This is a genomic window from Achromobacter sp. GbtcB20 (genome assembly GCF_019091095.1).
GTDB lineage: Bacteria > Pseudomonadota > Gammaproteobacteria > Burkholderiales > Burkholderiaceae_B > Achromobacter > Achromobacter mucicolens.
On record NZ_JAGXJZ010000753.1, the window covers coordinates 1 to 248 of the forward strand.

1 protein-coding gene is annotated in these 248 nt (G+C 64.9%); it reads right to left on the minus strand.

What is annotated here, in order from left to right; genetic code table 11:
* Positions 1-15 precede the first annotated feature (15 nt).
* Positions 16-248: acyl-CoA dehydrogenase family protein (locus KVT32_RS30985; RefSeq protein WP_256450103.1), on the minus strand; the 233-nt coding region annotated here is incomplete at its 5' end.

Sequence of the window (248 nt, forward strand, 5' to 3'; positions counted from 1 at the left end):
GTCCATGCCCTCTCCTCACAGACCCAGGATCATCTGGGTGATGATGTTGCGTTGAATCTCGTTCGAGCCGCCGTAGATGGAGGTCTTGCGATAGTTGAAGTAGTACGAAGCCAGCGGCGCCGCGTCGTCGTCGGCGAACACGCTGTGCTCGGTCGCGCCTTCGAGGTAGGCGGGGTCGAAGGGCAGCGCCATCGGTCCCACCGCCTCCACCATCAGCTCGGGCAGCGCCTGCCGGGTGTTGGGGCCGC